This is a genomic window from Salinarchaeum chitinilyticum (assembly GCF_055390775.1).
Genome location: NZ_AP043888.1, coordinates 1,291,971 through 1,314,752 on the forward strand (window position 1 = coordinate 1,291,971; position 22,782 = coordinate 1,314,752).

The window sequence follows — 22,782 nt, forward strand, 5'->3', positions numbered from 1 at the left end:
TTACTTGAAAGGATGGATTACGCAGCGTGGAATATCCAGTCTGCCATCGAGAGGTAGTTTGTGTAGTGTATTGTCGGATTCATCCCCGCCCTGAACGGCGGGACTTTCTCCTTGAACTTCCGTAATAGTCGTCTGTCGTCGACGACGAACTCGCAGCCTCCTGCGCAGCGTAGGACGCAAGACGTTCATCCTCCCCGATCGCCCAGTATCGTCCCTGGTGGCGAACGAGATCCCGCTCCTCCAAGCGTGACAGGACGACACCGACACTCCCCCGGGGGATGTCGGTCGCTTCGTGAATTTCGGTCTGCGTGAACGCTTGCCCGTCGTTCGTTGCCAGGAACGTGAGAACGGTATGCGGCTGCGTTCCCTCCTTGAGATCGAGAGCACCTTCGGGGCCACTTTCGAACTGATCGATCTCGATCGGCATGTGTAATAGATAGTAATAATCTATAATAAGTCGTTCGGTCGTGTTGGCGCCGTCCGTGCTCGACGAGCAGCGGGCTCCTGGAACCAGCCCGATGTCACTGCGATTCGAGTGCCGAACCCACGGTACGCAGTGGCTCGAGCCAGCGCCAACGTGAGCGGGGATCGATCTGCCAAAGTACTTCAATGATCGAGACGGCAGAATGAGGTCCCCGTGAGAGATACAACCGCTGCGTCGGTTCCCCTATTTCTGCCAGACACTGGGTAGTTTGACCCCCTTGCCGCATACGTGGCGCGAACACAGCATGAGATCGTTCCCGAGGAAACACACGATCCACTCGCCCGGGACAGATCTACTCCGGACCGACTCGAAGGACGACGTTCGAGCCGGAGACAACTAGCTCACCGACTGCCGAACAGCCGCTCGCGGAGCGACCGCGCGGAGGGTCGCTCGGTCAGCAGTACGGGCGTCTCCAGCTCCGCGATGGTGTCGAACGCGAGTGACCCGCGGACGATGCGGGACAGCAGTCCACGTTCGGTCGCGCCGACGACGACGAGGCTGTATCGGGAGCCGACGTCGCCGATCGTCGCTCCTACGTCCCCCGTCTCGACGAGCAGATCTGCGTCCGCCAGTCCGTGGCCGGCCGCCCAGTCGGCGAGGAACTCGCGACCGGTGTCCTCTTCGCCCGCGTCGACGACGTGCAGCAGCGAGACGTCCACGCCGACGGTCTCGCGGAGCGCACGGGCGACTTCCGCGGAGAGGTCCGAGGACGGCCCGCCCGCGGTCGGAACGAGCACGTCCGTGAGATCGAGGGGCTGGCCGTCGAGCACGAGAAAGTCACACGGCAGGTCGTGGGTGATCTCGTCGAGCGCGCCCTCGGCGCGCCCGCCGGCGAACTGCGTGCCGCCGTAGCCCATCACGACGGTGTCGGCGTCGTGCGTGCGCGCGGCGTCGAACACTTCCTCGATGCCACGGTGTGAGAGGATGGTCCGCGTCTCGATGGGAACGTCGAACGCCGCCGCGTCGGCCTTCGCCGCGGCGAGCAGTTCCGCCGAGGAGGCGTCGATGCCGTCGCGGTGCTCGGCCGCGGTCTCCAGCGCCGTCTGGTCGGGCACCGTGACGATGTGCGTGGCGAGCACGCGGCCGCCCTCGTGTTGGGCGAGCGCGCTCGCGAGCGTGATGAGCGCACTCTCCGTGCGCGGGTTCGCCAGCGCGACCATGATCGTCGGTCCCTCGTCGCCGGTCGGCGCGACGGTGTCGGCGGCCTCGACGACCCGGTCGGGGAGTTCGTCCTCGCGGCTGCGGATGTAGTTCGAGAGCACGCCCTGCTTCGTCGTCTCGCTGCGCGCGTACACGAAGTACCACACGAGCGCCGCGATCACGAACGCCGCGGAGAGTGCGATTTCTCGGCCGTCCATGAACGCGACGAGCCCGAGTGAAAGCACCGCGCCACAGATCGGCGTGATCGGGTACAGCGGCACCGTGAACTCCGGGTCGTACTCGGGGACGTCGGCCTCCCGGAAGACGATGAGCGCGACGTTCATCAACGCGTACACGATGAGGTGAAGGACGCTGGCGGCCTTCGCGAGCACCTCGATTTCCTGACCGAGCGCCGCGATGAACACGACGATCAGCCCACCGGTGACGAGGATGGAGCGGTACGGCGTCGCGTAGTTCGGATGGATCTCGTTGAGCCAGTTGGTGACGATCTTGTCCCGCCCCATCGCGAAGTTGATGCGCGCGGACGCCAGGATCGAGGCGTTCGCGGAGGAGGCGGTCGCGAGCAGCGCGCCGATGGTCATCACGGACGCGGCGGCGGCCGCGACGCCACCGACGGGACCGAGCGACGACGGGAACGCGACTTCGGCGGCCTGCGCAACGGGTGCGTCCTGACTGAGCTCCGGCCACGGGATGACGCCGAGCATCGTCGTGACGAGAATCGCGTACACGACGGTGACGATGCCGACGCTGCCGAGGATGGCGATCGGGAGGTTCCGACCGGGATTCTTGAGTTCCTCGGCGACGGTCGCGATCTTCGCGTACCCGAGGAAGGAGACGAACACGAGCGCCGTCGCGGGCAGAATCGCCCCGGTGCCGTACGGCGTGAGCCCGCCGTCGTCGGCGAGGGTACCGTAGTCGAAGGTGGTGAAGCCGGCGAGCGCGAACGCGCCGAGGATGGCCAGCAGAATGGTGACGATGACGGTCTGGACGCCGCCGGTCTCCTTCGCGCCGACGTAGTTGACCGCGACGAAGATGACGCCCGCGAACAGTGCGCCGACCTGAATCGGGCTGAGGAAGGCGACGCCGGGGAGGCCGACGAAGACCGTGAGGTACTGGCCGAAGCCGATGCAGTAGAACGCGGAGGCGAACGCCAGCCCCATCCAGTCGCCCATGCCGGCGATCGAGCCGAACATCGGGCCGAGTGCCTTGTTGATGTAGTAGTAGCCGCCGCCGGCCTTCGGCATCGCGGTGCCGAGTTCGGAGACGGAGAGCGCGTTCACCATCGCGATGACGCCGCCGACGACGAACGACACGACGACGATGGGGCCGGCGGCGTTCGCGGCGACCCCGGGCAGCACGAAGATGCCGGCACCGATCATCGTCCCGATGCCGATCGTCATCGCCGAAATCAGCCCGAGGTCCTTCGCGAGCTCGTCGTCGCTCATCCGTCGCTGTCGGCTCGCGGCAGCGCGATTACCGGACGGTCCGCCTGTGTGACGAGCTTCAGCGAGCGGTCGCCGGAGAGGAACTGCATGATTCGGTTGCCGCCACGAGAGCGGAACGCGATGGCGGTCGCGTCGATCTCCGCTGCGGCGTCGAAGATGGCACCGACGACGTCCCGAGCATACGCGGTGTGGTCGTCGGCGTCCGGGAAGACCGAGCGGACGGCGTCGTAGGACTCCTCGGCGAGTGCCTCGGACTGCGAAACCGGTGTTTTGTCCGGGGCGCCGCCACCCTTCTCGACCACGTGAAGTGTGGTGACGCGTTCGGGCCGGTAGGATTCGAGTGCCCGTGCGCTGGCACGTGCGTCCGCCTCGTTGGCGACCGGGAGGAGGACGTGTGCGAGGAGGTCCCGATCGTCGGCTGTGGTTGGATTCATACCCGCCACTATCCGCCTGCGCATATAAAATACCCACTCCCCGAACCCAGACTTATAAGTTGGCGTGTGTTGAAGCAATATTAGCGTGGTAATTCGTCGTCTCCGCCAATTCGTCTCGGGGCAGACAGCGGCGGTTCACGAGTGCCGGAACTGTGGGACGACGATGGAGGAGCCGGAGGCGGAGTGCCCCAACTGTGGCTCGACCGAAATCGCATCCTACGGACTGTAGCGCTGGAACCCGGTCACGTCCAATCGAACGATAGAAAGGTCAATTGTGGTAGCGAACGAACAACGGACAACAATGGGGTATCGTCTCGACGAGATCGACCGGTTGGCGCTGTACTATCTCGGATCGGACGCCCGGAACACGACGGCGACCGAGATCGCCGAGCAACTGAACGTGTCGGCGGGCACCGTCCGGAACCGCCTCAATCAGCTCGAACAGCACGGCATCATTCGGGGCTATCCCGCACACATCGACTACGAGCGCGCGGACGGCCTCCTCACCGGCCTCTTCGTCTGTAGCGCCAGCGTCTCCGAACGCGATCAGCTCGCGAGGGAGATCCTCGACATCTCCGGCGTGGTCAACGTCCGTGACGTGATGTCCGGCGACGACGGCCTCCACGTGAAAGCCATCGGCGAGGACACCACGTCACTCCAGCGCATCGCCAGCGAGATCGAGGACCTCGGCATCGCCATCGAGGACGAGAGCCTCATCAAGGAAGAGTACCACCAGCCCTACCAGCCCTACGGCCCGACGGACGCCACACACTCCCAGCCGGCGACGAACGTGTTGAGCCTCGTCGGCGACGCACAGGTCGTGGACCTGACCGTCACCGAGGACGCCCCGGTCGCCGGCAAAACGCTGGCGGAGGCCAAAGAGCAGGGGCTGCTCGGCGAGGACGTGTTAGTGGTCGCGATCGAACGCGGAGAGGAGGTGCTGTCGGCGAACGGCTACACCGAGATTCGACCCGGAGATCTCGTCTCCCTGTTCTCCGCGGTCGGGATCCGAAACGACACCCTCGACGGGTTCGGCGGCACCGCAGCGAAGCGAGCGTAGCAAGCGAGGATCTCGAGCGGGGTCGTCTCCCACGCACCAGCGGTCGAAACCACTGTCTGTGATCGGTGTTGAGAGTCGTGCTGCAGAGAACGCGCGTATTCAGAATGGTGACCGATTATGCGTTGAATGCGGCGATGAGAGGGGCGTGATCACTACACGAAAATCCAGCGTGGTCGTAGTAGCAGTCCTGTGGATCGAGTGCTTCGGAGGCAATCATGTGGTCAAACCGTTTGCCCTCGACCTCGGCTGGGGCGACTGATTCCGGATGTTCGGTTTGGGTGGCATGACTTACATCCAGAATATCGAGCTCGTCGTACCCGTGTTGTGCTCGGAAGATATCGACCATCCCCGTTTCCTCAAGCCCGCAAAGAATATTCAGTTCTGCTTCCCCCCACCGCCGAGCCAGTTCGCCCTCCTCGCCGTGCCGCCAGGGAAGCGTTGTCCCATCTGCTAACTCCTCCTTCGGGGCGTTGAAATCCCCCGCCAAAATGCAGGGCGACTCGGTTCCCTTCAAAATCCGGTTGTATGTGTTCTCCAGAATCTTGATCTTCTCTTCACCGTGCATACTGCCAGGGACTGCGCGTACATTCCACAGTTCGATCTCACGCCCATCCAGGGTGACCGTGGCATTGAGTATCTTTTCGGGGAGGTTCGTATCCCAGTCCTTCAGATCAGCGTTCTCCCACGGCCCGTACCGGATGCTCGGACGCAACCTGGTCAGTTCGGACGCATCGCTCGACTCGTGCAGCGCAATGAGATTCCCATTCACGTGGTTGTAATCCTGGTGTGGCGGAACCGTACTCTCCCGTAGCTCCGCAGCCCACTCGAGGGTATCAACGATCTCTCCGTACCCAATCTCCGCCAAGGACTCCTGCCAGCGCTCCCGTTGGATCGTCGTCACCTCATTCAACAGCACCAGATCGGGAAGATTCACCGCTTTCTCGAGAAATTCGATCTGATTCTCTATTCGTTCAATGCTCCCATTCGGCGGCACAGCCCCCTGTACATTCCACGAGAGAACACGGAACTCAGAACTGAAGGCCATGCGAAGGACCTCTCTACGATCCAAAATAAAACTGCCCCCGAAAGAGCATATGCCGAATTCATCTCCACGTATGGAGGGAAAGAGACAGCCGTTCGTTGGTGAATACGGGGCTCTCGATGCGACAAACGGATTCCGGCAGTGCAGTGCCCAATACCCGCGCCAGAAGTGAGACCGAACGCACCGCGACGCTCCGGGGATCAAGGACGACCGGCACCGAAGCGCCATCAGGCCACCCAACACTCGGCCTGTCCACACGCCTGGTGGAATGAAAGGGCGAGGCGCGGTCGCGCGAAGCCTGGTCGCTCGTCGGCCACTATCGCACCGCGGGCGGTGTGGAGAGCGGTGCGATATGTCGGCGAGCGGCCGCGATCGCGCCGAGGGCTTTCGAGATACCATAGTCTGCTAGCGGTCCTCGGCCGGATCATCGAACTCGACAGCGTATCCCGAGCCCTCGCCCTCGGACTGCCCGGGCTCACCCACCGCCTCGACGTGCAGCTCGCTAAAGAGCTCCATCAGAGGTCGTCCGACGATTCGAACCCACTGCGGCCGGTCAGCACACCGAGACCGACGGCGACCGCGGAGAGGCCGCCAGCGCCGCCCGGATTTCGAACCCGTGTGTGACGTCTCGGGCAGCCGTCCCAGCGAGGAGGACCCCGGCTGCAATCGGGGGCGCAGCTGTCGTCCCGTTGGAGGAGATATATTTGCAGCTCGACGCGTAGCAAAAAATTGTGGCGACGACGGTCCACGGTCGATGGGCAGTACAGCGACTGGATGCTGTACAGGGAAGACTCCATCGGGAGGCGGGCGTCCAGTCACCGCCCTTCACCGAGCCACGCCTCCCTGGCATCCTCGACGGAGTCACCGATCTTCCGTCCCCGGTAGCCGAATATCTCGTCGTATCCAGCGTGTGACATCAGAATCGGAACGAACGGTTCGTCGGCGAGGAGGATCCCATCGGTGGATTTTGCGTACGCTTCTCCCGCCCCGACTTGCTCGAAGTTTCGTGCGAGCAGTTCGTACGATTCGTCCCCGACCGGCTTCTCGACCTCGTCGTAGATCTCGAAGTAGTTCGTCGGTGACGCATGCGTCGGGGGCTCCTCCGAGATCGCACCCTCGTTGTAGAGGAACGCCCGGATCACCATCTCGGCTTTGACGACCGCACTCGGTTGCTGGACCTTCCCGGCCTCTATGGAGACGACCCCGTCAGTCGAACTGAACGACCCGTCGACGACTGGCGTCTCGTTGACGACGTATGGAATCGGGAGTTGGGAGACGATCTCGAGCGAGCGGGGATCCCCCTCCGAGACGAATGCGATCGGCTCGGGGGTCGCGTGGGTCGTGTGGACGGAGATGGTATCGCAGCCGGCCGTCTCCGTCACGAGGTGGGCGGCGAGGCGCCGCTCGCGGTCGTCGGATTCCGGGTCACCCGGGAACACCCTGTTCATGTCCACGTCGAGCGAGCGGCGATGCGAGATGGACGCTGGTGGATTGGCGACGATGAACTTCACCCCCTTCTCACAGTCGGGCGACGATTCGAGGATCCGATGGATCGCACGGGCGCCCGTCGGTTCGTCACCGTGCACGTTGCAGACCACGGCGAGATCCGCGTCGCCCGGGCCGAATTCCACGACGTCAGGGGCAATATCCCGATCGAACATCCGGGCGAACGTAGCTGCTGCACGCTGAAAGTCCCCCTGCCAGTCCGATCGTCCGAAGCGGAGCGTGGTTCCATCACGCCGCCTTCTACCACTGTCACCTGGCTACTCCATCCACCCGGGCACGGTCACGTGGCCCTCGAGCTTCGATCACCGGCGCGGACCGTGCCGTGTCGACCCACCGGGAGCGAAGGCAGGCCCAGATCGATCCGTCGGAGGCGCTGGGCGCCAGCGCGCCGCGAACTGTGGAGCGCGACAGCAGGCTGACGCAGGGCGACGGCGGTCGTTCCGATGACTCTCGTGTCGGGAGTCGGTGGCAGTACTCGTGGTCCGCGACTGTGAGTGGCTTGGTTCGGTCGTGAGGTCTCCTCGATGGCCCCTCAAGCACTTTCACCCGTGAGCGGAATGCGTGTGGTATGAGCGACAATGGAGGGAGTCGCCCGAGCGACACGATGCGGGAGCGGGTACCGGAGAACAGTTGGAAGTTCTGGCTACTGTTGAACGCGAACCGGTGGCTGGTCGCCGCCGGAATCGTGGGCGGCGTGTTCCTCGCGCTCGTCATCATCGGGCACCTCCACCCGACCGGGACGCCGGCGCTGTTCACCCACGGGGACCCCATCGAGACGCTGTTCCAGGGGCTGCTCACGGCCATCATCACGGGCGTCACGCTCGTGCTCACGCTCAGCCAGCTCGTTCTCTCACAGGAACAGGGGCCGGTCGGGGACCAGCGCGAACGCATGGAGGGAGCGATGGCGTTCCGGAAGGACGTCGAGGACGTCATCGAGGAACCCGTCAGTCCCGCCCAGCCCTCGGCGTTCCTCCGGGCGATCGTGAAGCTCACGAAGCGACAGACGGACGCCCTCCAGGACGCCATCGCGACCATCGACGACGAGACCCTCAACGACCAGGTGGCCGAGTTCACCGAGAACGTGAAGGGGAACGCGGACGCCGTCCAGAGCAATCTCGAAGGCTCCCAGTTCGGCGAGTTCGACGTGGTGTTCTCCGCGCTGAACTACAACTACTCGTGGAAGCTGTACGCGGCGCGCCGCATTCGCGCGGAGAACGAGGACGTGCTCACCGAGGAAGCCCACCAGGCGTTCGACGAACTCATCGACGCGCTCGAACTGTTCGGCCCGGCGCGCGAGCACTTCAAGACGCTGTACTTCCAGTGGGCGCTCATCGATCTCTCCCGGACGATGCTGTACGCGTCCTTGCCCGCACTCCTCGCGGCGGTCGCGGGCGTCGTCTACCTCGAACCGTCGCTGTTCCCCGGAACCGTGTTCGGCGCGCGCACGCTCATCCTGGTGGTGAGCGCGGGCGTGGCCATCTGCCTGCTGCCGTTCGCGTTCCTGTTGTCCTACATCCTTCGTATCGCCACCGTGACGAAGCGCACGCTCTCCATCGGGCCGTTCATCCTCCGGGAGACCGACCGGTCCCGCGACCTCGACTGGGGCGACACCGAAGCGAAGAGCGGGGAGAACGCGGACGACGACGAGAGCGAATAGCGCGGCCGCCGCTCTCGATGCGCACCATCGTGGGCTCAAGCGTGGCCTGGATGGGGCTGATGAGGGAACGACGTCTCGAGAGGCGACCGAAGCCGAGGGGTACCAGATCGCACTCGGCCCGGACGGGCCCCTCGTCACAGGCCTTTTCCGGCCGAGACTGTTCTGTCCTCAAAGAAGGGACATGTCTGGCAAAGGTGACGACATCGACACCGAGGACGATCGACGGGGCGACTGGAACGCCATCGGCGATCGTCTCGAGCAGCTGGTGGACCGGGCGAGAGCCGGGTTCGACGAGGGCGTAGTAGACGTTCTCTCGTGGCTGCTGGACACGGAGACGCGGACCCGCGTCTACGTATATCTCAGGCAGAACGACTGGAGCACCAGTGAGGACGTTGCCGCGGGCATCGGGCTCCACCCCACGTCGGTTGGGAATACGCTCGACGAACTCGTCGAACAGAACGCCGCCGAACGTCGCGAGCACGATGGCGAGGGAGCAGCGTTCGAGTACGGTGCTGTGCCGCCGAGCGACCTTCTGGGCGTGGCCGTCGATCCGGTCCGCGACAGTCTCGCGAGTGCGGCTCGCGACGACGCGGGCGAGAAGTCGGCTCGCATCGAGATCGACTCCGGTTCGTCCGTGGCGGCAGAAGCCGGCGAGGCCGAAGTGAACGCCGAGACCGACGTCGAAGGTGAGGTCGAACTCGACGAGGAGAGGGCCAGCGTCGAGGGGAAAGGCGGTGGTGAACTCGACGTCGAAACCAGTGACGGCGAAGCCGAAGTCGAAGGATCGGTCGATGCTGAAGTCGGCACCGACGGCGTCGATATCGACGTCGACGCGGACGTCGAGCTGCCAGCCGAAGACGATGCTGACGAGTTCCCCGAGAGTTCCGCTGACGGGCGTACGGACGACACTGAGGGGTCCTGACAACCGTTCTCGCGGGACGACGACCGCCCGCTACGAGGTGGTGTCAATCACGTCCTCGAACTCGACCCCCGCGACCGTCCAGTACAGCCATCCGGATATCGGGGCGTCATAGACGATGACAGCCCGGCTCCGTGCGTTGCTAACGGGCCTCGAAGCCCCGATCACGAGGCGTGTAGAACGCTGTGAGGCCGAGTACGGAGAGACGCCGATCCCCACCAGCGTTGACCAACGGGAGCCCTCGGCCATAGCGAGCGGGAGCGAACGAAGTGAGCGACACGCGAGCTGAGCGACCGCGAGCGCGCCGAGGGCTATCGCGGCGCAGCCGCGATGTCGAGAGATCGTTGATCTCTCGGTATTCGAGACGTCGAATAGTTCCCGTCGATCGCTGATCGATCCTGCAATCGCACCCAAATTCCCTAGCCCTCGCCCTCGGACTGCCCGGGCTCACCCACCGCCTCGACCGGGAGTTCACTGAACACCTCCATCGAGAGGTCGTCCGGCGATTCGAAGCGCTCGCTCGCCGTGCGATCCAGGACGTCGACGAGCCGTTCGGTGCCGTCGGCGTACAACAATACCACGTCCTCGTACGTCTCGCGAACCGCGTCGCGATCGACCGGGTAGGACAGCTCCTCGAGGAGGACGTCGAGCTCGTTCAGGGGAACCTCGCGCATACGGGCCATTCGGGCCCGACCGACAAAAGAACGCGCTATGCAATTGCGTACCACACTGCTACGCATACGAAAACCCCCGCACAGCGCTGTTGCTGTGCGAGGGTTGAATGAGTGGTAGGCGGCGAACCGGATTTCCCAGAGGCTCGCGCACTCCAGTACTCGCCGGAACGCAGGCGGGCTTATCTTCCGTGTTCGGGATGGGTACGGGAGTGACCCCGCCGCTATGGCCGCCTTAACGCCGACTCGCGGAATCGAACCGCGACGCGGTAAGGCTCCTGCGTCGGTAATCCGTGTAGTACGTGCGATCCAGTTAACGCCTGGGTCCGTCCAACGATGGAACGAACGTCAGCAATGCGGTATGAATGTGTGGCTTCGATCTGTTAGTGGACGCGGGCTCAACGCCTCGTTGCCTCGGCGCGTACACCCCGTCTCTATCGACCCCGTATTATACGGGAGATCTCAACGGTGTCTCTTTTCCAGGTGGGTTTCGGGCTTAGATGCGTTCAGCCCTTACCCCGTGTTGCGTAGCTGCCCGGCACTCGCCCTGTCGGACGACCGGTACACCAGTGGCAACCGATCGTAGTTCCTCTCGTACTATACGATCGTTCCCGTCAGACACCAAAACACCCCCAATAGATAGCAGCCGACCTGTCTCACGACGGTCTAAACCCAGCTCACGACCTCCTTTAATAGGCGAACAACCTCACCCTTGCCCGCTTCTGCACGGGCAGGATGGAGGGAACCGACATCGAGGTAGCAAGCCACTCGGTCGATATGAGCTCTTGCGAGTGACGACTCTGTTATCCCTAGGGTAGCTTTTCTGTCATCAATCCGGCCCATTGAGGACCTTGATTGGTTCGCTAGACCACGCTTTCGCGTCAGTGTCGATTGTTGTGCTCGACACTGTCAGACCACCTTGTGCTCTTGCGCTCTTCCTCGGGTCTCCGACCCGAGTGAGGTGATCTTGGGGCGCGCTCGATATCTTTTCAAGCGCGTGCCGCCCCAGCCAAACTGCCCGGCTACCGGTGTCCTCCTCCCGGAGTGAGGGTCACAGTCACTAGTGGGTAGTGTTTCATGTGTGTCTCGGTGGCGTGCTGGCGCACGTACCTGTGTAGTGACTCCTACCTACCCTGCACACTAGCGACCGTGTCCCAGCGACAGCCTGCAGTAAAGCTCCATAGGGTCTTCGCTTCCCCTTGGGGGTCTCCAGACTCCGCACTGGAACGTACAGTTCACCGGGCCCAACGTTGGGACAGTGACGCTCTCGTTAATCCATTCATGCAAGCCGCTACTGAAGCGGCAAGGTACTACGCTACCTTAAGAGGGTCATAGTTACCCCCGCCGTTAACAGGTCCTTCGTCCCCCTGTACGGGGTGTTCAGATACCTGCACTGGGCAGGATTCAGTGACCGTACGAGTCCTTGCGGATTTGCGGTCACCTATGTTGTTAGTAGACAGTCGGAGCGTCCGAGTCACTGAGGCCTGCCCCGTTGCGGGGCAGGCATCCCTTCTTCCGAAGGTACGGGACTAACTTGCCGAATTCCCTAACGTCGGTTGCTCCCGACAGGCCTTGGCTTTCGCCGCCAGAGTACCTGTGTCGGATCTCGGTACGGACGTCGTCCTCACCTTTTCACGGGCTCTCGGTTGAACCATCTTTCGCTATCTCACTATTCGGCCGCTTCGTGCCATGACGGCTTCCACGGCGTTCGGTGATTCGACCGGGCGAGTGCCCGGCATGGTCGATCCGAAAGCGTCGGCTTTCACTGGACGACGGCACTGGAATATTAACCAGTTTCCCAATTTGTCTCGCTCGAGTTGCGACGAGACTTAGGACCGGCTAACCCTCGGCTGATAAGCAGTGCCGAGGAACCCTTACTCTTGAGGCCGTCGGGATTCTCACCCGACTAACGCTGCTACTATGACCAGGATTTTCGTCACTGATCGGTCCACGCGAGCTCTCGCCCGAGCTTCCATCCGATCAGAGCGCCAACCTACACAGTTGCCCTGTGACGGGCACGGTCAGGTATCGGTGGTGGGTTTGAGCCCCGATCATTTTGGGCGCCCCGAACCTCGGCCGGTAAGCTGTTACGCTATTCTTAGAGGGTAGCTGCTTCTAAGCTCACCTCCCGGCTGTCTGTGGCTCGGGACCACCTTCGATCGCACTTAACCCACACTTGGGGACCTTAACCCGACTCTGGGTTGTCTCCCTCATGGTGCACAGGCTTACCCCGCACACCGGACTCGTTACGTCGACAGCGTCCGTAGGTTCGGAGTTTGACAAGCGGTCAGACCCCTCTCGGGGTCCGGGCCGCTAATCAGTGTCTCTACCCCACGAACTACCTCGGTAACGGTCATGCTTCGACATGTTTCGGTTGGAACCAGCTGTTGCCGGGCTCGATGGGCCTTTCACCCCTATACGTAGATCACGGGAGGGTATTGTAAGACACCACCCCTAGCGGGCCTCCACGTGCCTTTCGGCACGCTTCACCCTGCCTACGCATAGATCGCCCGGATTCGGGTCGTGCCGGATTGACTCCCCGCGCTTGAACACGGCGGCCCTTGCGCAAAGCGCTGCGGCCATGTCGGTTTCCCTACGCCTTCCCCGATAATCGGGTTAGACTCGCCAATCCAGCACACTCCCTGGTCCGTTTTTCAAAACGTACGACGGAACACCGGCTTCCCTTGCTTCCTACTGGTAGTTCGCACTACTGTCGTTTTGCAGGGGACCTTTCGTGCCCCGTCGCTCCATCGCCAGCCAATTTCAAGTCCTATTGCACCTCCCTTCTTGGGGTGCTTTTCAGCGTTCGCTCACGCTACTTGTTCGCTATCGGTCTCGAGGAGTACTTAGCCTTCCCAGTCGATGCCTGGGATATTGGCGAGGGATATCCAACCCCCGCTACTCTGGTACTGACGCACGTCGTACTCGAGCTCGTTACGGGACTTTCACCCTGTATCGTGCTCCGTTCCAGGAGACTTCACGAACCGTTTCGAACGATGAGAGTCAGACCCAACACCACATTGCCCGTGAGGGCTTCGGTTTGGGCTGTGTCGCGTTTACTCGCGGTTACTAACGACGTCTCGTAATTGATTTCTCTTCCTGCCGATACTGAGATGTTTCAGTTCTCGGCGTTCCCCATTGCGCAAAGCAATTGCGGTGAGGATTCCTATTCGGGTATCTCGAGTTCTTCCCCTCCGTGCGGGTCCCTCGAGCTTATCGCAGCTTGGCACGCCCTTCGTCGGCTCTCGAGCCGAGCTATCCACCGGCTGGCATAGTAGCCACGCAGTCTGCTGACGTCGGGTCCGATCGCTGCACGGACCCAGTGGACGTCTGGATCGCACGTACACACGGTGTCATTTGCACGCCCTAGTGTGAGCGGTGCGTGCATCGACCCTTCCCACCCACGCTTGCGCGGGGCGGTGCATCGGTCAGTCGGGATCCAATCGTATCGCCGTCCCACAGTTAAGGGGCACGGTTTCCGATCGTCCCGAGGCATGGACCCACTGGGATTCGAACCCAGGGCATCCTCCTTGCAAAGGAGGCACTCTACCGCTGAGCTATGGGCCCACCCCTCTCGGGGAACGTTAGCCTTGGTAGTTCGTTAGCGTCCGGCCTGATGGGCGGCGTCGACGATCTCGGATAGGTGGGCCTGGCTGATCGCCAGGTCCCGGTCTGTGGAGGTGATCCAGCCGCAGATTCCCCTACGGCTACCTTGTTACGACTTAATCCCCCTTGCGGAACCCAGATTCGACCCGGGAACCGGGCCTCATCCGGATCCCACTCGGGTGATTTGACGGGCGGTGTGTGCAAGGAGCAGGGACGTATTCACCGCCGTCTTCTGAACGGCGATTACTACCGAATCCAGCTTCATGCGGGCGGGTTTCAGCCCGCAATCCGAACTACGACCGAGTTTAGGAGATTAGCGCCCCCTCTCGGGGTTGCATCCCACTGTCTCGGCCATTGTAGCCCGCGTGTCGCCCGGCACATTCGGGGCATACTGACCTACCGTTGCCCGCTCCTTCCTCCGCCTTGGCGGCGGCAGTCTTCCTAATGTACCCAACCGCCTCACGGCGTTGCTGGCAATTAAGAATACGGATCTCGCTCGTTGCCTGACTTAACAGGACGCCTCACGGTACGAGCTGACGGCGGCCATGCACCTCCTCTCAGCAGCGTCGAGTAAGGGCATCAGCCTGACTGTCATTACTGCTGTCGGTGCCGGTGAGATGTCCGGCGTTGAGTCCAATTAAACCGCAGGCTCCTCCGGTTGTAGTGCTCCCCCGCCAATTCCTTTAAGTTTCATCCTTGCAGACGTACTTCCCAGGCGGTCCGCTTAGCGCCTTCGCTGCGGCACAGCGCAGGCTCGTAGCCTGCGCCACACCTAGCGGACATCGTTTACAGCTAGGACTACCCGGGTATCTAATCCGGTTCGTGACCCTAGCTTTCGTCCCTCACCGTCGGGTCCGTCCTTCCAGGGCGCTTTCGCCACCGGTGGTCCGTCCGGGATTACGGGATTTCACTCCTACCCCGGACGTACCCCCTGGATCTTCCGGCCCCAAGCCAACTGGTTTCCACCGGACGCCTGCACGTTGGGCGTGCAGATTTCCCGATGGACCTGTCTGGCCGGCTACGGACGCTTTAGGCCCAATAAGATCGGCCATCACTCGTGCTGCCGGTATTACCGCGGCGGCTGGCACCGGTCTTGCCCAGCACTTATTCCACCACCACCTTACAGTGGTGAAAAGCGAGGACTGTATGCCCTCGCACTCGGGGTCCCCCTATCGCACTCTCGTGCAGTGTAAAGGTTTCGCGCCTGCTGCGCCCCGTAGGGCCCGGTATCTTGTCTCAGATACCGTCTCCGGGCTCTGACTCTCATCACCCGTACCGATTATGGGCACGGTGGGCCGTTACCCCACCGTCTACCTAATCGGCCGCAGCCACATCCTGTGGCGCCGGAACGTTTCACGCCCACTCCACTCCAGGATGTGGGCGATATCCAGAATTAGCCTCAGTTTCCCGAGGTTATGCTGGTCCACAGGGTAGTTTGGCCACGTGTTACTGAGCTATATGCCACGAGTATGAACTCGTGCGACTAGCATGGCTAAATCGGACCCCGATAGCAATGGCCTCCGGCAGGATCAACCGGAATGTCGCCTCCGTAATGGAGGCGGGTTAGGCGGGAACACGGGTGTCAAAGACACCACGTGAACATTGCATATGGTCCAAGATCGGCGACGATCGGCCAACAGGCCGGATGTCGCCGAACTACCAAGGCTAACATCAGATCCCGTCTGTTACGGCGGACCGCAGGGGCGGGATCCTCATTTCCTTCGGACCTCAACGTAGGGCTTCGTCCGGGGATAAACCCTTCGAAGCCCCGACGTGGGTCCGTGCAACGGAGCGAGTTGAACGCCCCGTCGACGTCGCGTTCGCATTCACACCCGAATGCCCGTTCACATATAAGGCATTCGGATCGTGTCCGCGAGATCTCCGACCGCCGTCGGTCGGTTTCCGGATTTGATCCGAATGCCCTGTTATACTTAAGGGCTGTGGACCGGGACGGCGCGTGTCGCGATTGGACACGCAACGTGTCCGAACGCGCCACTGGTCGGGATCGACCTGGCCGCCGGTCCGGGCGTGCTCCTTCGTGCCGGTATACAGCCGAAGGCTGCGGCGCCGCGCGCCGCGTCGTGTGCATTCCATTCGAATCCGGGTTTACACTTAAGGCCGTCGAACCGACCCCCCGTTCGATTCGCGGTACCATGCTCCGATGTCCCACGAACCGACGGGGCCCGAACGTTCGGCGGCGACCACTCGTATCCGCCCGCATGTAGGCGAGAGCTGGTGCTCTCGACGCGAGCGCGGCCGAAAATGTCACGCGGACGGAGGCCGACCGGTCATCCCGCGCGTCCTGCGGCGTCTGGCCGGGTGGGATCCGCGCGTTCGAGTCCAGCGGACGCGGTCGAAAAAGCCCGTCGTCCCGACCGAGTCACGGGACAGGATCGCGTGCGGCTCACCCGCGATCGGAGCTCCGGTGGGGCTCGACCGGAACGGGCGACAACCGAGTCTGTTCGCGTGGGCACGTGCGGGCGCGCATGAGGACAAACCAGAGAAGAGCATCGACCCTACAGGGAGAGCGACCCGAGAGCGCAGCCGCTCGTCGTCCGATGGGCCGCACAAAAGATCAGTTACGTCCTGACGTCACTCGTCGAGATGCTCGATCCCCTTCTTCGAGACGTTCGCCTCGGTGATGTCCCCCGGCATCCAGTTAGGGCTGTCGTCGGGGGCCTCCTCCTCCCAGGCCCAGCCGTCGTAGATGTGGACTTTGTCGGTTCCCTTCTCGCGGAGCCGGAGCTCCGTCTCGTTCGCGGCCGACTCCGACGGAGCCGGTTCGAGGCGCCGCGCCGCCTTGAGGGCGGCCTGCCGCGGCGTGTTTCCGGAGAAGACGCTCGATTCGTCGCCCCCGTCTCGCAGTGCGAAGTTTCGTTTGCCGTCTTCACGTACCATGGGTTCCAAACCTCCGTGTGAATGGAACACACTCCCCACCATAAAGATATCCCCGAGATCGCCAGACGGGAGCGCCCCATATTTAATCTTTTCCCCGGCGGACAGCCGGAGGACGGGGAAATTCCGGGGACGACGGCCGATTTTCGGGCCATATCCCACCCCGCAACGGCCGGCGCGCGGCCGATGGACCGCAAGCCCTCGGCCAGACGGCGGATCGGGCGTCCAACAACACTTAAGTACGTGCTGCGGCGAACAGTCGGAACGAGAGACCGCGATGGTCCGTAAAAAGAAGCTCAGCCCGAGTGGTGCGAAAGACGAAGACGGCGAGTACCACAACGTACACATCAACCTCCACGAGGACGAACTCGCCGTCGCGGGGATGGCGATCGGTGACGAGGTCTTCGTGCGCGTCCGCGAGGACAAGATCATCATTCAGAAAGCCGACCAGGACGACGTCGAACACGAGTTCTGAGCGGTCGACGCCGAAACAGGACCGTCGCATCGACTCCCCACTGCCGGTCGATCGCGGAGTTCCGGGCGTTTATTGCGGTCGCGGTCACTGCTTCGAGCAATGAACCTGTACTCCCTGGCGAAGCCGCTGCTCTTTCGACTCCCACCGGAGACCGCCCACCACGTCGTCTACAGCGGTCTCGGCGCCGTCCAGGGGACTCCGGTCGAGCGCCTGCTCCGCCGACGCTACCGCGTCGAGGACGACCGGCTCGGCGTCGACGCGTTCGGGTGCTCGTTTCCGACGCCGGTCGGCGTCGCCGCAGGCTTCGACAAGAACGCCAAGATCCCGCGGTCCCTCGCTGCGCTCGGATTCGGCCACGTCGAGGTTGGGGGCGTCACTGCGGAGGCCCAGGAGGGGAACCCGCGACCACGCCTCTTTCGGCTGCCCGAGGACCGCGCCCTGATCAACCGTATGGGGTTCAACAACGACGGTGCGGACGCGATCGGCGACCGCCTCGACGACGCCACCCTCCCGGACGTCCCCATCGGCGTCAACGTCGGCAAGTCGAAGTCCACGCCGCTGGCCGAGGCTGCCGACGACTACGCCTACACGTACGACGCGGTCGCCGACGCCGGGGATTACTTCGTCGTCAACGTTTCGAGTCCGAACACGCCCGGGCTCCGAGAGCTCCAGGATCGCGGGCCGCTCGTCGATATCCTCTCCCGACTGCGCGAGGAGGGTGCGTCGCCGCTGCTGGTCAAGCTCTCGCCAGACCTATCGGAGGCCGCCACCGCGGACGCGCTCGAGGTAGTTCGCGATCTCGACCTCGACGGAGTCATCGCCGTCAATACGACGACGGAGCGGTCCGAGAGCCTCCGGAACCCCAACGCAGCGGAGGACGGCGGACTCTCGGGTGCGCCACTCGAGCACCGGGCGACCGAACGGATCCGGTTCGTCGCCGAGCGCGTCGACGTCCCCGTGATCGGCGTCGGCGGCATCGCGTCGGCGGAGGGCGCCTACCGGAAGCTCCGTGCGGGTGCGAGCGTCGTCCAGCTCTACACCGGACTCGTCTACGAGGGGCCCGCGCTCGCGCGTGACATCAATCGCGGACTGCTCGAACTCCTGGAGCGCGACGGGTTCGAGACGGTCGAGGACGCGATCGGTACCGACCTGTAAGCCCGCGCCGGTGGTGAGGCCGCGCGGCCCGTTTCGATCACCGGCCGCAGAGAGAAAGCGCGATCGCCACCCAGGGCGTCACCGGCCGGTCCAGCGCAGGAGGAGGAGAGTCCCCTCGAAGAGCGCGACCATCGTCGCCGTGAGCAGGACCGGCGCCATCCCGGTCGGGTCCGGGCCGAAGAGGAAGGCGACGCCGAAGAACAGGCCCCAGAAGTAGAGCCGGTGACTTTCGAGCCACTGCCGGGTGGTGATCCCCATCAGGATCGCGAGCATGATCAACAGCGGGATCTGGAAGATGATCGCCAGCATCCCCATTAGCAGCAAGATCAGGTTCATCGTGTCCGCGAGCTGGAAGGCGAGATCCGCGGATCCCTCGGTGTAGCTGATGAGGTACTCGAAGAACAGCGGGAGCATGACGAAGTACGCGAACAGCATGCCGACGATGCCCAGCAGGAGACTGAAGGGGACGGCCGCGAGGTAGTACCGGCGCTCGTGGGGGTAGAGCCCCGGGCGCATGAACCGATAGATCTGGTAGACGCCGAGGGGAAGCGAGACGAGCAGGCCAGCGAGACCGGCGACGCGAATGCGCGTCAGGACGAGTTCGAGCGGGCCGTAGACGTGGGGCGCCACGCAGTTCTCGCCCTGCGGATTGGGTCGACAGGCCTCGACCGATCCAGCGTGGACGTCGTACCACATCTGGATGATAATGTCGTTCACGAAGGGGAACACGGCGAGCGTCGCGAGCGACGCGACGACGACCACGATCGCGAGCCGCGTGAGCATCTCCTCGATGTGCTCGGTGAGCGGCATCTCCTCGTCGTCCGGCGGTGCGGAGCCACCGATTCCGCCCGAGAGAATGCTTCCCCCGCCGTCCCCACCGGCGGGCGATGCAGTGGTAGTAGTACCGACGTCCGTGGTGGCGGTGTCCTCGGTGGGTGAAGGGGCGTCCGCGCCGGTCGGTGCGCGGGCACTCGTGGGATCGGCGTCCGCGTCGTCCGCCGCAGTGACGTGGTCCTCCGTGTAGCCGGGACGACCGCCGAGAGTGTCCCCCGGTTCACTCTGGTCGACCGCGGTATCGTCCTCTGTCTCGGCGTCGTCGTGGTCGGTGGCGTCACCGGAACCGTCGGATTCGTCGTTGGAAGTCGCCGGCTCACCGTTGGATTCGTCGCCGGATGCGTCGTCGGAATCCGGCGGCTCGCCGCCGGATCCGTCGTCTCCGGGGGTCGAGGAGGCCGATTCGTCGACCGGCTCGGACTCGTCCGCGTCGTCCGGCGGCGAGGAGGGCTCGGAGCCGTCGTCGGACGACGCTCCCCGGGCACCGCTACGGGAATCGCCGTCGTCGGACGACTCGTCGGTCATTCGTCCCGTAGTTCGCAGACGGGCTATTATAGGCCTTTTCGACTCGTCGCCGTGCCCGCGCGTGGTCGAGGAAGAAGATTGATAACTGGGACTTTGCAAGCTTCGCCCACTATGAGCGTCGTCGACGAGGACACCGCCCGCGCGGTCAACGCTGGCCGGGAGACCATCGGTGGGATGCTCTCGGAGCTCCAGCGCGAGCTGAAGAAGGTGTTCCTCGTCTTCGTCGTCGCCTTCCTGGGAACGATCCTCTCCCTGCGGTGGTGGATCTGGGACTACCTCGAGTCCGTGACGAAAGCCCAGATGAGCGACGCGGTCGCGGCGGAGGTCGACATCATCGCGCGGACGCCGTTCGACGTGATCCTGATGCAGATCAAGATCGGTGCGATCGTCGGGATCGCGCTCGCCGTGGTGTTCGGGCTCTACCTCGCCCGAAAGGCCATCGTCGGCCGGATCGAAGACCGTGGCGTCGAGGTGACGTCGGGCAAGCTCTACGGGTTCATCGCACTCTCGCTGGCGCTGGCGGTCGTCGGCATGGTGTACGCCTACGCCGTCTTCTTCCCGCTGATGTTCAAGATCCTGGCCGAGCAGGCCTACGCCGCCGGCGCGAAACCCAGCTACGGGATCGTCCGGTTCACGGAGTTCCTCCTGCTCCTCACGATCTCCTTCGCGCTCGCCGCACAGCTGCCGCTGTTGATGAGCGTGCTCTCCTACTCGGAGATCGTCCCCTACGAGACGTTCCGGGACAAGTGGCGGTACGCGGTTCTCGGCATCTTCATCTTCGGTGCGGTGTTCTCCCCGCCCGATCCGTTCACCCAGATCATGTGGGCGATCCCGCTGGTCACGCTCTACGTGTTCAGCCTGGGGCTCGCGAAAGTCGTGACGAACGTCCATCGCGGGGGCGTCCAGGGGAGCCCCGTCGAACCCGGGACGTTCCGGCGGAAGGGCTACCTGATCGTCGCAGCGGCGGTTCTCGGCGGCGTCGGCACCGCCGTCGCGCTGTGGTCTGGACACGCCGAGGTCGTCGGCGAGGCGGCACTTGGGCCGCTCCCCGAACGCACTTCGATCCCGTTCTTCGGCGAGTTCCAGTTCCCGACCCAGGTCGAGCGGGGGGGCCCGGTGACCTGGATCAGGTCCGGGCTCGCGATGGGCCTCGTCTGCGGCGCGATCGCGCTCGGCTACGGGCTCGTCTCCGTACTGCGGATGCCCGTCATCTCCCGGGCCTACGTCGGCGTCGGTGAGGGCGACGCCGAGGACGACCCGAGCGACGTCGATATCCGGGCCCTCGACGCCGAGGGCGTCCGCGGCGCGCCGCTGGTCGCGTTCGCCGACCTGTCCGAGTCCGATGCCGTCGAGATCGCCGGCGAAGCCATGGAAGCCGGCGACGAGGAGAAGGGGCGACTCGTCCTCGAGCGCTGGGAAACGGCCCAGGAGCAAGGCGTCGAGTCCGGAGCCCAGGAGAGCGACGTTGCAGTCGACGCCGCCGACCTCCACGGCCTCTCCGCAGACGGCGTCGCCGAGGCGCCCGAGGCCACCTTCGCCGCGCTTTCAGAGGACGAGGCCGTCGAGATCGCGGGCGCCGCGATGGAGAACGGCCAGGAGGCGAAAGGGCGGCTGATCCTCCAGCGCTGGGAGGAGGCGGGCGACGTCGAGGACAAACCGGTCACCGGCGATCCCGCGAACCTGGATCTGCGAGAGCTCGACGCTGCGGGCGTCGACGCCGCGCCGCCGGAGGCGTTCGAGGCCATCGACGAGGACGAGGCGATCGACATCGCCGGCGATGCGATGGAAGCTGGTCAGGAGGAGAAAGGCCAGCGCGTCCTCCAGCGCTGGGACGAGGTCAACGAGGCAGGGGCCGCTGGCGGCGAGAGCGACGGCACGGATACTTCCCAGGACGACGCCGAGGTGGAGGGGCTCCTCGCGGGCGTCGGTGGCGGGGACGACGGCGACGAAGGTGCGTTCGGCGGGCTCGTGAGCGACACGGCCGGGGGCATGCTCAGTTCCTTCGCCAGCGAGGAGCGCGACGAGGACGAGATCGGCGGCTACATGTACGACATCGGGTTCGTCCTCGACTCGATGCGCTCTCGGATGTTCGTCATCGTCGCGACGTTCATCGGCGTGTTCACCGCCTGCTTCGCCTACCTCTACACGGTCGGCATCAAGCAGATCATGGAGGTGTTCATCTCGGAGGTGCCCAACGACGCGCTCGCTCCGGGTCAGCGCGCGACCGACGCCACCGACGTCGTCATCGCACTCCACCCCGTCGAGGTGCTGATCTTCATCGTGAAGTTCAGCGGCGTGGTGGCGATTCTGGTGACGCTGCCGCTGTTCCTCTACTACGCGTGGCCGGCGCTCCAACAGCGCGGGATCGCGCCCGGGTCCGGCGAACGCTGGGCGTTCCTGATGTGGGGGTACATCTTCCTCGTCGGAACGCTCACCGGGGCGATCGTCGGCTTCTTCGTCATCGCACCGGAGGTCATCTCCTATCTCGTCACCGACGCCGTCTCCTCGGGGATGGTCGTCTCCTACCGGATCAAGAGCCTGCTGTGGGTCGTCTTCTTCATGACGATCGGCTTTGGCTTCTTCCTGAACATCCCGATCGCCATGCTGTTGGTCCACCTCTCGGACCTGATCTACTTCCAGAGCATGCGCAAGTACTGGCGCCACGTCGTGCTCGTGACGTTCATCGTGGCGACGCTAGTGACGCCGGGCGGCGTGCTGACGATGCTCGTCTTCGCGATCCCCGTCTCGGTCGCATATCTGGCCGGGCTGGTCTTGCTGTGGCTGCTCACGGCACCGTGGCGGCTACTCGGACGAGGGCGCGCCTCGAAGACGTCGTAACCGTCGCCGTCGATCGCGGCCCCGAGCAGGTGCGCATGGGCCACAGTGGCCCGCGCGGAACGAAGCGAAAAATCA

At 63.9% G+C, this 22,782-nt stretch carries 14 protein-coding genes, 1 tRNA gene and 3 rRNA genes; 6 read left to right on the forward strand and 12 right to left on the reverse strand.

Annotated features, from left to right (window positions below):
- Window positions 1–79 precede the first annotated feature (79 nt).
- From ACZ5KP_RS06315 to ACZ5KP_RS06325, 3 genes are all read right to left on the reverse strand, one after another.
- Window positions 80–427, reverse strand: coding sequence for a helix-turn-helix transcriptional regulator (locus tag ACZ5KP_RS06315; protein ID WP_460923385.1), 348 nt, complete (start codon window positions 425–427; stop codon window positions 80–82).
- A gap of 398 nt (window positions 428–825) precedes the next feature.
- Window positions 826–3,090 carry an amino acid permease gene (locus ACZ5KP_RS06320; protein ID WP_460923383.1) on the reverse strand — a complete coding sequence of 755 codons (2,265 nt, stop codon included), beginning with the start codon at window positions 3,088–3,090 and terminating at the stop codon, window positions 826–828.
- Complete coding sequence (locus ACZ5KP_RS06325) at window positions 3,087–3,524, reverse strand: universal stress protein (RefSeq protein WP_460923381.1); 438 nt, start codon at window positions 3,522–3,524, stop codon at window positions 3,087–3,089. Before ACZ5KP_RS06325 ends, ACZ5KP_RS06320 begins: the two co-directional genes overlap by 4 nt.
- 301 nt (window positions 3,525–3,825) lie before the next feature.
- On the opposite strand from ACZ5KP_RS06325, the gene ACZ5KP_RS06330 reads away from it, so the two are divergent.
- Window positions 3,826–4,584, forward strand: coding sequence for an Lrp/AsnC family transcriptional regulator (locus tag ACZ5KP_RS06330; protein WP_460923379.1), 759 nt, complete (start codon window positions 3,826–3,828; stop codon window positions 4,582–4,584).
- Window positions 4,585–4,699: 115 nt separating this feature from the next.
- Here the strand turns inward: ACZ5KP_RS06330 and ACZ5KP_RS06335 are convergent, their stop codons facing one another.
- Complete coding sequence (locus tag ACZ5KP_RS06335) at window positions 4,700–5,629, reverse strand: endonuclease/exonuclease/phosphatase family protein (RefSeq protein ID WP_460923377.1); 930 nt, start codon at window positions 5,627–5,629, stop codon at window positions 4,700–4,702.
- Between the two features lie 812 nt (window positions 5,630–6,441).
- On the reverse strand, window positions 6,442–7,287 hold the full coding sequence (locus ACZ5KP_RS06340; protein WP_460923376.1) for a M14 family metallopeptidase: 846 nt from the start codon (window positions 7,285–7,287) through the stop codon (window positions 6,442–6,444).
- Between the two features lie 413 nt (window positions 7,288–7,700).
- On the opposite strand from ACZ5KP_RS06340, the gene ACZ5KP_RS06345 reads away from it, so the two are divergent.
- On the forward strand, window positions 7,701–8,789 hold the full coding sequence (locus tag ACZ5KP_RS06345) for a DUF7972 family membrane protein (protein ID WP_460923374.1): 1,089 nt from the start codon (window positions 7,701–7,703) through the stop codon (window positions 8,787–8,789).
- A 181-nt stretch (window positions 8,790–8,970) separates the two neighbouring features.
- Window positions 8,971–9,711, forward strand: a complete 741-nt coding sequence (locus ACZ5KP_RS06350) for an ArsR family transcriptional regulator (protein ID WP_460923372.1) — start codon at window positions 8,971–8,973, stop codon at window positions 9,709–9,711.
- Window positions 9,712–10,127: 416 nt separating this feature from the next.
- On the opposite strand, the gene ACZ5KP_RS06355 is transcribed toward ACZ5KP_RS06350, so the two are convergent.
- The 6 genes from ACZ5KP_RS06355 to ACZ5KP_RS06380 form a co-directional block, all read right to left on the reverse strand.
- The gene (locus tag ACZ5KP_RS06355; RefSeq protein ID WP_460923370.1) at window positions 10,128–10,382 is read right to left on the reverse strand and encodes a DUF5789 family protein; all 255 of its coding nucleotides are present in this window, start codon (window positions 10,380–10,382) and stop codon (window positions 10,128–10,130) included.
- Between the two features lie 113 nt (window positions 10,383–10,495).
- Window positions 10,496–10,617: ribosomal RNA gene (gene rrf, locus ACZ5KP_RS06360) — 5S ribosomal RNA — on the reverse strand.
- Between the two features lie 126 nt (window positions 10,618–10,743).
- Window positions 10,744–13,666: ribosomal RNA gene (locus ACZ5KP_RS06365) — 23S ribosomal RNA — on the reverse strand.
- 208 nt (window positions 13,667–13,874) lie between these two features.
- Window positions 13,875–13,946 (reverse strand) — tRNA-Ala (locus tag ACZ5KP_RS06370).
- 108 nt (window positions 13,947–14,054) lie between these two features.
- A 16S ribosomal RNA gene (locus tag ACZ5KP_RS06375) occupies window positions 14,055–15,525 on the reverse strand.
- Together the 16S, 23S and 5S rRNA genes with 1 tRNA gene alongside form the textbook arrangement of a ribosomal RNA operon.
- 1,052 nt (window positions 15,526–16,577) lie before the next feature.
- On the reverse strand, window positions 16,578–16,883 hold the full coding sequence (locus tag ACZ5KP_RS06380; protein ID WP_460923368.1) for a non-histone chromosomal MC1 family protein: 306 nt from the start codon (window positions 16,881–16,883) through the stop codon (window positions 16,578–16,580).
- Between the two features lie 274 nt (window positions 16,884–17,157).
- Here ACZ5KP_RS06380 and ACZ5KP_RS06385 point away from each other — a divergent pair, with 274 nt between their 5' ends.
- Complete coding sequence (locus ACZ5KP_RS06385) at window positions 17,158–17,355, forward strand: hypothetical protein (RefSeq protein ID WP_460923366.1); 198 nt, start codon at window positions 17,158–17,160, stop codon at window positions 17,353–17,355.
- A 99-nt stretch (window positions 17,356–17,454) separates the two neighbouring features.
- Entirely contained in the window at window positions 17,455–18,510 is a 1,056-nt protein-coding gene (locus tag ACZ5KP_RS06390) for a quinone-dependent dihydroorotate dehydrogenase (RefSeq protein ID WP_460923364.1), read from the forward strand.
- A 78-nt stretch (window positions 18,511–18,588) separates the two neighbouring features.
- Here the strand turns inward: ACZ5KP_RS06390 and tatC are convergent, their stop codons facing one another.
- Complete coding sequence (gene tatC, locus ACZ5KP_RS06395) at window positions 18,589–19,869, reverse strand: twin-arginine translocase subunit TatC (RefSeq protein ID WP_460923362.1); 1,281 nt, start codon at window positions 19,867–19,869, stop codon at window positions 18,589–18,591.
- Window positions 19,870–19,980: 111 nt separating this feature from the next.
- On the opposite strand from tatC, the gene ACZ5KP_RS06400 reads away from it, so the two are divergent.
- Window positions 19,981–22,707: a twin-arginine translocase subunit TatC gene (locus ACZ5KP_RS06400; RefSeq protein ID WP_460923360.1), complete on the forward strand. Its 2,727-nt coding sequence runs from the start codon at window positions 19,981–19,983 to the stop codon at window positions 22,705–22,707.
- The last annotated feature ends 75 nt before the right edge of the window (window positions 22,708–22,782 follow it).